This is a genomic window from Arthrobacter sp. YAF34 (assembly GCF_052113245.1).
In the GTDB taxonomy this organism is placed as follows: domain Bacteria; phylum Actinomycetota; class Actinomycetes; order Actinomycetales; family Micrococcaceae; genus Arthrobacter.
On sequence record NZ_JBFRCV010000026.1, the window covers coordinates 1 to 9,331 of the forward strand.

The window sequence follows — 9,331 nt, forward strand, 5'->3', positions numbered from 1 at the left end:
GTGCGACGACCGGGACCGACGCTCCTCCATCCGCAGGGTCAAAGCGGCAGGATTCCCGCGTGACAAATGGCTCGGGGACTTCGATTTCGACGCGAACCCGAACATCAATCCCGCCACCATCCACACCCTCGCGACGGGGGACTGGATCCGCAAAGGAGCACCCCTCTGCCTCATCGGCGATTCCGGGACCGGTAAATCCCACCTGCTCATCGGCCTCGGTACCGCCGCGGCCGAGAAGGGCTACCGGGTCAAATACACCCTCGCCACGCGGCTCGTGAACGAACTCGTCGAAGCCGCCGACGAGAAAGTCCTCGCCAAGACCATCGCCCGCTACGGCCGGGTGGACCTGCTCTGCATCGATGAACTCGGTTATATGGCACTGGACCGCCGCGGCGCCGAACTCCTCTTCCAGGTCCTGACCGAACGCGAGGAAAAGAACTCCATCGCCATCGCCTCCAACGAATCCTTTTCCGGTTGGACTAAAACCTTCACCGACCCGCGCCTCTGCGCGGCGATCGTGGACCGGCTGACCTTCAACGGTGCCATCATCGAAACCGGCACGGACTCCTACCGCCTCGCCCACACCGTCGCCCAACAGGCCGCAGGCTAGGCGGGCGGCTTTCTGTTTCTCCAACGGACCACAGCGCCGCAGATGGCTCCGAAGTGGGAGCCGGCGAACTATGAACCCTGACGTTCGATGTGAGACGCGCGTAGTCTTTCGAGATGACGGACTCCGGCCCCTCCGAGGAACCTCTGCAAGAACTCCCGGCGGGGATTCCTCGCTATTACGCCGAATACAAACCAGTTCAGGAGTCCGCGCCACCTCCTCCGCCGACCAACGTCGGTGGTTACGACGAGCTGCTGGCCCACTTCCATTCTCTCGGGGACGAGCTTCCACGCTCTAAAGAGGGTCTTGCCGCCATCGATCACCTCATAGATGGACTCGATGACCGAGCCACTCTGGCAGAGCTAGTCCATGCCATCGGTATGTTTTACGGTGACCTTCTCACGCACACCGTTTCTGGGGCGCATTGGGAAGTCATTGTAGAAGGCAGCCCGTGCGTCCGCGTTACCCGAAACACCGCGGTTTCCGTGGTTTCGGTCGCCGAAAGACGCCTAAACATTGGGACACCGACTCTCCTACAGAACTATGCGCACGTATTGGAAATCGTGGCCTCGGAAACCTAATCGAATACGGCCCGGTGTGGGTTCCGCCAACGGGAGGTGTTCCGTTTACAGGGAGTGGGGTCGGTGCCATCCTGAACTCACCGCAGTCGTTTGGACTGTGGTCGAACGGGGGGGTAGCGAGATGCAATGGAGCACGCCGAGACCAGGGAATCCGTGGCCGCATGACATGGTGATCAGCGTAGATGATCACCCCCTGTCCCTGAATTTGCTCCTGTTCGTTCGGCACGGCTGGTCTATTGCACGGGAAGTAGATATACCGGAACTCACCCCAACCCCAGACCCGGGCGCCTCCCAAATGCCGGCGTCAGCCAGCGTTGCCGAGTGGACTGACCGCTGGCGCATCGCCTGGGATCGGTCATGGGACTGGTACAAAATTCAAGACCCGGACATGCAAAATCACCCGACCCAGGAGATCATGCGGCAAGTTCTACAGCCGGGCCAGGAGCTACATCCACTCATACCCCCGTTGTGGACCACCGAATACGACTGGGACGGTTTGGACCCCGAGGCTTTCAATAACTGGCACGGGGATCTGATCCCGACTGTCACTAATGATGCGGAGCGCAAGAACCTCTCGGATCTGATCCCTGCTTGGGAGAGCGGCGTGGACACCATCATCGTGCTGCCGTACGCCGGATATTTCGCTAAACGCATTAGCCCTCGCCACCTCGCAGTGTCGGCAGTAACTCGAAATGAACCCACCACCTACAGCAGGGCGTTGCGGGAGACTACGCCGTAAGACACGCGCCATTTCCAGCACCCCAATGAAGGGACTGGCAAGCGTCGCGGTGCCGGGGCAGTTCTATGCCCGCTCCCGAGTGTGACGCAGACGGCAAGACTGGGATCGGTACCGCCGCTTCGCTGCCGCTGGTCATCAGGATCGTGGGTGGTCCTGGATCAGGCCGCCCCACTGGTCCCGAATCAGGTTGACATACTCAGCCGGCGGCGTCTGGGAGTGCCCGGACCTTTTCCCCTTGCCACTGGACGGCGACGAAGAGCAGACCAAATGGGTTCTCACCGTGAACCTCAACCCTGGAGGACCCAATGGCGGGTCAGGGGGTCAATACTTTGTCGGCCACTTCAACGGTGTGGCCTTCACATCCGAAACAACCGTCACCGACGGCAGCAGCCAAACGGCAGAGCTCGATGCCTACCACTGGCTCGATTGGGGACGCGACTACTACGCTGCCGTCTCTTTCAACAATGCACCCGACGGGCGCCGTCTCATGGTCGGCTGGATGAACAACTGGCAATACGGCGCCGTCATCCCGACCTGGCCATGGCGCAGTTCCATGTCACTCGTACGCGAAATATCCCTTGTGACAGACCAGGGCCAGCCGCGACTGTCCCAACAGGTCGCCGACGAATATCGAACCGGCAACTCACTGTCAGTGAACACCCGGTCTGATCTTGCAATAGATGAAGGAATGCACCACCTGCACACCGGAGCACCGGTAGAGATCATCGAGGTGACCTTCATCCCGGAATCCGCAGAGGAATTCGGACTCATCATTCGAGGCAACGGCACAGACGGAACACGCATCGGCATCCGCCCCCTCGAGAACCGGCTCATCATGGACCGGACAAGATCCGGCAACACGGAATTCCACGACGCCTTTGCTTCCACCGATACAGCACCACTAAACCCGGCCCCCGACGGGTCCTACACTCTCGCCCTCTTCATCGACCAATGCTCAGTGGAAGTCTTCGCCCAAAACGGCCAGGTCACCATGACAGGGCTTATATTTCCTGAGCCGGACAGCAACCGTCTGTCGCTTTACGCCAAAGGGGGGACCGCCGCCGCCCCCTGTCTGAAAGTGACGCGACTCGCGGAGCCGCCGGTGCGAATCGCAGAACCGTTGGTCCTGCGTTGGTAGCGCTTAGTGACCAATGAGTAGGGCTTCCCAAGGCTCAGAGTGGGCCGTCGTTGATGCATTGCAGTAGCGCAGACGACTGCGGAAAGTGACAAACCAGACCGAAAATCGCTCGCGAAAGTGTCTACTAACCAAAGTGCCTCGCAACGTTAGGGTTTCGCGGCGGCCCAATGTGTAGCGTTCAGGGCACCCTCGCCGGGCAGTTTTGCGGGCCGGGTATCCGCGAATCAAAGATCCCAGCATTTGCATCGGATTTTCGACAGCGGGGGTGCGGGCCGACGGTGTCGCGTTGGGGGACCGGCTAACGGACGGTCAGCTTGCCCTCACCTTTCGGGCGGCAGCCGTCCTGCAGGCAGTCCTCATCTGGAGCGCAGCATTAGGAGGGACGCTCTAGCGCGGGCAAGCCCTGATGTACGAGCGCGAGCAGGATCTCGAAGTCAAGGTCGCGCTGGTCGCGCGGGACGTCGACGAATCTGCCGCCCGCTTCACTGGCCAGGAATCCGAGGGCGACAGTGGAGACGAGCCGTTCACCGCGATCCAGTTCTTCCGCCGGAACGCGGCAGTCCCGCAGGGCGTCCCGGATCCGGGCGCGTAGTGTCAGGCTTCCGCTCGTGATCGCAGGTCGCTGAAGCAGCAGGGGGAAGACGTTTGGGTGGCGTGCCGCTGACGCGCGCAGTCCGCGCGCGAGTGCTTCGAGCCGCGGCCACCCGGACAGTCGACCGTCTGGATCCGAAGGCTCAGGCAGCACGGCTTCGACCAAAAGATCGAGCAGGTGCTCCTTGTCGTCGATGTGTCGGTAGAGCGCCATCGGCGTGACGCCGACCAGGGCGGCCACCGCCGACATTGTCACCGCTTCGAGGCCTTGGTCGTCAGCGATCGAGAGCGCGCAGGTGATCACGTCATCACGCGTGAACCGGGGCGGACGTGGCATGGGAACCTCCTTCGAAATAACTATATGTCATATAGTTACCGCATGAAGCGAGTTATGAGGGTCGGCCTGGTGGCCATCGCCGCTGTCATCACGAGCGCAGTGGCAGGTGTGGTTGTCCTTTCCGGCGGCGATGTCGCCTTCGCGTGGCGGGTCATCAGTCACGGTGAGTCCAGTACGAACGACCTGCATTGGAAGGGGCACGTGACAGTCGCCGCCGGTGACCCACGGTCCTGGCCTGGGACGGATCGTTGCAATGATGTGCAGCGCGCGGCCGGGGGTGACCTCGATTCTGTCCTGCTCGCTGGTGGCGCGACCCAGCTCGTTGTGATCCGGGATGGCCAGCTTGTCTGCCAGTGGGCGGCCCCGGGGCACTCAATCGACGAACTTCGGCCCGCGTTCTCGATCAGTAAGACGATCACCGCTCTGCTGCTTTCGCGTGCTGTTGCGGCCGGGCAGATGTCGTGGGATGACCCGATCACGAAGTGGATCCCCGAGCTCGGGGATCGGGATTCGCGATTCGCGCGTATCACGCTCGCTGATCTGGTGGACATGCGCTCTGGGATCGAGTTCCAGGTGGTCACCCGRTTCCCGTGGTTCAACCAGGGCGCTCCCCGTGTCTACTACGCCAGCGATCTGCAGAGTGCGACTATCCAGGACCCGCGCATAAGCTCCGCGCCTGGCGTGTTCACCTACAACGACTGGGCACCAAACCTGCTCGGGATCGCCTACCAGCGCGCGACCGGGAACCTCATGGCTGGGCCAGGCGCTACAGCCCTGTGGGCGGACATCGGCGCGCAGAAGCCGGCTTGGTGGCTGGTCGACGGTCACGGCTTTCCCTGGCACGAGTCCGGTTTCGTGGCCACGGCCCCCGACTTCGCCCGGGTCGGCGAACTCCTCCTCGACGACCCAAACAGCGACTTCGCACACCGTAGCGCAGTTGCACTCCACACCCCCGTCGTATCAGACGAGTCGGGTGCCCCGCCAGGTTACGGCAGTGTCCCCATGGGCTACGGCAACGGGCTCTGGATCCTTCACGATACGGCTCATCCCGCGTACGCGGCACTCGGCTACCACGGACAAGTGATGGTCGTCGACCCCAGCACAGACACTGTCGTCGTACGACTCGGGGACTCCGGCTACGAAAACGTCACCTCGGAACCCCAGATCGCTGCCGAACTCGAACGCTGGGCCCGCGAAATGTAAACTCCGGTCCACCACATCACCGAACCAGTATGGGCGCGCAATGGGTCGCCTATCCTGGTGGGTTCTGGCTCAAGGAGGCCGGCTGTGTGCCGCTGACCGTCACAACAGGCACCACGACTGAGACCATTCATGTGCCGATCGGCAAGAGTTGCTCATAGCGCGCCGTCACAGCAGGGTCTGCCCACCGCGAAGCTGAACCACGGAACGAGTCCGTCGGTGACGTCGTCCTCGGTTCCACGGCCATGATGCGTCCGCTGAGGGATCGGCATGCGGGCACCTATGCACCGATGCGGACGTAATCCTCATTATTATCTCGTGCACGAGATGACGTTAAACTCTCTAGGACGCGGGACGTATTCATGGAATTGCCGACTTCGTACAGGCTCCGCCAGCTGTCCGCGGTGCGCGCTCGTCGCTACTGAGCGTGGTGAACGTAGAGGTCGCGTAACAGCGCGATCTCGGCTCCGTGGTGCAGGATCTCCTGGTTCTCCCACCACACGATCGACGGAAACGTCTCCTCGGCATCGCTGCCGTACGGGTAGCTGCTTAGCCCGGTCCGGTCATAGTCGGACTCATCGACACTGAGTAGTACCCGGCGCCAGTCGGCTGCGGCCAGACGGAACCTCTCGATAGCGCCGGCTGCATCTGGTCGGGATTCGTACGTCGCTCGATCAAACGTTCGGTCGCCCCCGAGGTGGTTGGATCGGCCCAACAGCGTCTCGGAGATGTGGTCAAGCCGCCAGGCGATCGTCGTAAGGGGCGGAGGCCACGGACTTTCGGGGGCGCCGTCTCGCCCCCACTCACCCGCGCCGATGAGCTTGATGGCGCCCGGTCCTGGCCCATCGGCGCGCCTCCGTACCGACCAGCACGCGTCGACCGGTTCCCAGAGGTACTCGGCGTCCGTCAGTACCGGTACGTCGACGTCGCTGTCATCACCCGAGTTGCTGGTGGGCCCGGCGAGGCGAGTGAGAAGTCGTTCCGTCGCCCAGTCGTACTGTTCGAGCAGTGGCTTGAGGCGCTGGTTGGTCATCACGGCATGTAGCCTATCCACGAGATGCCGTTAGGCGCCTACGCACGGTCGATGTTCGTCTTCGGGGCATCTGCTGGCTGTCCACGACCAAGTGCCCGCCAAGGGATCCCTGACGGGCATTGATACGACACCAAGCGATCACAGAACGCCGCCACAAAGCGCTAACATCCACACCTACAGCCTCCTACGTAGAACAGTCCGAGGGGGCCGTCACTTGAATGCTGGATCACGACCAAACCAGCCAGCCAGCCAGCCGGTCATAGGCGGAGGAATCCTGCGGAACTGGAATCTCCCGGTCAAAGGCTCTGTCAGGTCCCCTGAATTCAGGCTTCAGCATCCCTCTTGACCAAGCCAGCGCGTGCTCGGCAAGGGTGGAGTCCAGGTCCACGGCGGCGGACGTGGCTCTCGCCAGGTCCCAGCTGTGCACTGTCAGCTCAGTGATCTGATGGTCGGCACGGAGACGAAGAGGTCCCTGGCCGCCTCCCGGCATCGGGACCGGCCGTTCGAGGTCCGCGTCCGCCCAAATACCCAACAGCAACTGTGCGCCCTCGAGAAATTGTTGGGCCCAGTCGGTGCGGAGTGCACCGGGAGGTGACGTCCAGTCGGGGGTCTCGCCGCGGGCGGACACCATAAAATGGGGAAGATCCTGGGTTACGAGATGCCGGACGAGCGACTCCACGTCCCAGTCCGCGCACGGTGTCGGTAGCCGGGCCTGCTCGGAGCGTATCGTCGCGATGACGGCGGCTGTCTGGTTGGTCGCACGTTCAAGGAGTTTGAGGACGGAATCAACCATGATCATTTGGCCTTTCGTCATCGCCCATGGCGCTGGCTTCCCCCAAGTTCGTCTCATCGTGAGCGTAGCTGCCGCCGTCGGACAAAGGGAAGCAGGGAACTGCGCCTGTCGCCCACGACCAGGTCAAGCTCGTCAACCGACTCCATCAAGGGCGTCACATCCGCAGCGGTGTCAGATCCGTAGTTGTCTATAGGGGCGCCGGCGCCCATCAGTTCGCGGACAAGGGCGATGTTGTCGCTCCATACGGCGAACCCAAAGGTGCGCGGGGCGCTCGGCTTCGATGGCATGTTCTATGCACCCATCAAGCCGCGGTTATTTCAGAGGTTCGCCCTCAATCCCTGGAAATGGGTTTCAGGGCTCCCGGAGCGCCCGGTAATGGATCTGCTTACGGGCGTCACGGGTGACATGTAGCGCCGCGAAAATACCGCTACTTATCGCTGGGAATCACACCGGTATCTGTATGGGATTTTTCGCGGTGGGGGAGCGGGTCGATGGTGTTGCGGTGGGGACCGGTTTACGGGCGGTGTGAAGGTCGCCTCGTCCTACTACGGTGGTGCTATGACCTTTGCGAATGTGGGGACGCTTGGCGTCGTCTCAGGTAAGCGGGACGAACTGGTGCGGCATCTGACACGGCGCAGCGAGACCCTCCGGCAGATCGGCTGCCTTGCATACGAGGTTGGCGTGAACGAKGACGATCCTGACACCGTGTTTGTAGTGGAGCTGTGGGAGAGCGAGGAGGCGCATCAGTTTTCCCTCGCGCTGCCGGAGGTCCAGGCATCCATCGCGGCTGCACGCCCGCTACTCTCTGGTACGTTCGGAGGATTCCGATTCGAGGTTGCCGGGTCGCCGTTGCGCGACTGACCCGAACCGATGTGGACGCCCATGGGGCGTTGAGCATGCGCGAGTGACCAAAATCTACCCTGCGCACGGCTTGATTTGGGACGGAGTCGGCATCCAGGGAAAGACTCTACTGACACCGCTCGCCCTAGACTTCCGGAAGGCATCCCGATCGGGTGATTGAAGAATGCGTGGAAGGGATTTCTTGGACTTCGATGATTTGGTGTGCGGATGGGAGCGGCTCGGCTTGTCGGGTGGCATGACCGTTATTGTTCATTCGTCACTGTCGAGTCTTGGACCCGTGTCGGGCGGCGCCGGCACCGTCGTGGACTCGCTGCTTGCGGCCGTCGGGTCCGGCGGTACGGTCGCCATGCCGGCCTTTACGCCTCAGGTTGCGGATCCGGCCCCCGGAACCGTCGGCGTGCCAGATACATCCACGCGCGGGCTGCGGGATGCGGTCCCGCTGTTCCATCCGGATATGCCCTCTGAAATGGGTGCGATAGCCGAGGCTTTTCGCACGCTTCCGGGCGGCGTCAGAAGCGCCCACCCCCAGGTGTCCGTATCCGCCCACGGACGTCACGCGGACCATGTTGTGACGCCGCATCCGTTGGAATTCGCCGTGGGCCGACACTCTCCGTTTGGCCGGTTGCATGATCTCGGGGCACACATCTTGCTCGTCGGCGTCGGGCATAACCGAAACACCTTCCTGCACCACGCCGAAACCTTGTCCCCGGCACGCCGGTTGAAGATTCGGCGGTTCCCTCAGATGGTCGATGGTGAGCGGGTATGGGTCGAAACGTTCGATGTCGCAGACGATAACGGCCGGCTGTTCCCGGGCATCGGGGAAGAATTCGAACGGAGGAGCGGAACCCGGATCATCAGGATCGGCAAAGCCACCTGCCGGCTCATCCCGGTGCAACCGTTCGTGAACTTCGCGACGAACCGGTTCGACCAGCTCCTCAGCCAGGCACCCACAATCATGCCTGCATGAGTGCTTCAGGTCCCCGTCACCCACGGACGGTTGCCCCCGATCTCGGCCGTCATTCCCGAAAGAGCCAGCTCCGCGGGAAGGGCTCTGGATTCACCGGAACGAATTTCTTCGGCGTCACCCCGGGCGATGTGTGCCGGCACCTGTGTCTACGGCAGCTGCCCTTGACGTCTGCTGAAATAGGTATTTCCCGTCTGGTGTCCTTTTGCCGCCGTTCCGCCCGTCGTAGTGGTGTATCAGTCGAAAAGAAGGAGACATGGTGGAGTACATGCTTTTCATCTGCAGCGATCCCACAGCGCCGGAATATGTGGCCGCCGAGGACAATATCGTGGAATGGGTGTCCGAAATGGAGGCCCGTGGTGTCGCCCGTCATGGGGACAGGTTGCGTCCTATAGAGGACGCAACCACGGTCACCGTGCGGGCGGGCGAAGTGCTGGTCTCGGGCGGGCCGTTTGCGGAGACGAAGGAATGGATCGCGGGCTATGAC

12 protein-coding genes are annotated in these 9,331 nt (G+C 62.2%); 8 read left to right on the top strand and 4 right to left on the bottom strand.

Annotated features, from left to right (window positions below):
* The 4 genes from istB to AB4Y72_RS19380 all read left to right on the top strand — a co-directional run.
* Window positions 1-610: IS21-like element helper ATPase IstB (gene istB, locus AB4Y72_RS19365; RefSeq protein WP_441427762.1), on the top strand; the 610-nt coding region annotated here is incomplete at its 5' end.
* A 113-nt stretch (window positions 611-723) separates the two neighbouring features.
* On the top strand, window positions 724-1,188 hold the full coding sequence (locus tag AB4Y72_RS19370) for a DUF6278 family protein (RefSeq protein WP_441427763.1): 465 nt from the start codon (window positions 724-726) through the stop codon (window positions 1,186-1,188).
* Window positions 1,189-1,354: 166 nt separating this feature from the next.
* The gene (locus AB4Y72_RS19375) at window positions 1,355-1,927 is read left to right on the top strand and encodes a hypothetical protein (RefSeq protein WP_441427764.1); all 573 of its coding nucleotides are present in this window, start codon (window positions 1,355-1,357) and stop codon (window positions 1,925-1,927) included.
* 187 nt (window positions 1,928-2,114) lie between these two features.
* Window positions 2,115-3,065, top strand: a complete 951-nt coding sequence (locus AB4Y72_RS19380) for a glycoside hydrolase family 32 protein (RefSeq protein ID WP_441427765.1) — start codon at window positions 2,115-2,117, stop codon at window positions 3,063-3,065.
* A gap of 373 nt (window positions 3,066-3,438) precedes the next feature.
* On the opposite strand, the gene AB4Y72_RS19385 is transcribed toward AB4Y72_RS19380, so the two are convergent.
* The gene (locus AB4Y72_RS19385; protein ID WP_441427766.1) at window positions 3,439-3,993 is read right to left on the bottom strand and encodes a TetR/AcrR family transcriptional regulator; all 555 of its coding nucleotides are present in this window, start codon (window positions 3,991-3,993) and stop codon (window positions 3,439-3,441) included.
* 42 nt (window positions 3,994-4,035) lie between these two features.
* On the opposite strand from AB4Y72_RS19385, the gene AB4Y72_RS19390 reads away from it, so the two are divergent.
* On the top strand, window positions 4,036-5,196 hold the full coding sequence (locus AB4Y72_RS19390) for a serine hydrolase domain-containing protein (protein ID WP_441427767.1): 1,161 nt from the start codon (window positions 4,036-4,038) through the stop codon (window positions 5,194-5,196).
* A gap of 415 nt (window positions 5,197-5,611) precedes the next feature.
* Here AB4Y72_RS19390 and AB4Y72_RS19395 read toward each other — a convergent pair whose 3' ends face one another.
* From AB4Y72_RS19395 to AB4Y72_RS19405, 3 genes are all read right to left on the bottom strand, one after another.
* Window positions 5,612-6,247: a DinB family protein gene (locus AB4Y72_RS19395; protein ID WP_441427768.1), complete on the bottom strand. Its 636-nt coding sequence runs from the start codon at window positions 6,245-6,247 to the stop codon at window positions 5,612-5,614.
* A 205-nt stretch (window positions 6,248-6,452) separates the two neighbouring features.
* Window positions 6,453-7,019, bottom strand: a complete 567-nt coding sequence (locus AB4Y72_RS19400) for a TIGR03086 family metal-binding protein (protein ID WP_441427769.1) — start codon at window positions 7,017-7,019, stop codon at window positions 6,453-6,455.
* Between the two features lie 53 nt (window positions 7,020-7,072).
* Window positions 7,073-7,306, bottom strand: a complete 234-nt coding sequence (locus AB4Y72_RS19405) for a hypothetical protein (RefSeq protein ID WP_441427770.1) — start codon at window positions 7,304-7,306, stop codon at window positions 7,073-7,075.
* A gap of 271 nt (window positions 7,307-7,577) precedes the next feature.
* Here AB4Y72_RS19405 and AB4Y72_RS19410 point away from each other — a divergent pair, with 271 nt between their 5' ends.
* From AB4Y72_RS19410 to AB4Y72_RS19420, 3 genes are all read left to right on the top strand, one after another.
* Window positions 7,578-7,880, top strand: a complete 303-nt coding sequence (locus AB4Y72_RS19410) for a putative quinol monooxygenase (RefSeq protein ID WP_441427771.1) — start codon at window positions 7,578-7,580, stop codon at window positions 7,878-7,880.
* Window positions 7,881-8,061: 181 nt separating this feature from the next.
* Window positions 8,062-8,847 carry an aminoglycoside N(3)-acetyltransferase gene (locus tag AB4Y72_RS19415; RefSeq protein ID WP_441427772.1) on the top strand — a complete coding sequence of 262 codons (786 nt, stop codon included), beginning with the start codon at window positions 8,062-8,064 and terminating at the stop codon, window positions 8,845-8,847.
* Window positions 8,848-9,100: 253 nt separating this feature from the next.
* The coding region (locus AB4Y72_RS19420; RefSeq protein ID WP_441427773.1) for a YciI family protein at window positions 9,101-9,331 on the top strand (231 nt) is incomplete at its 3' end.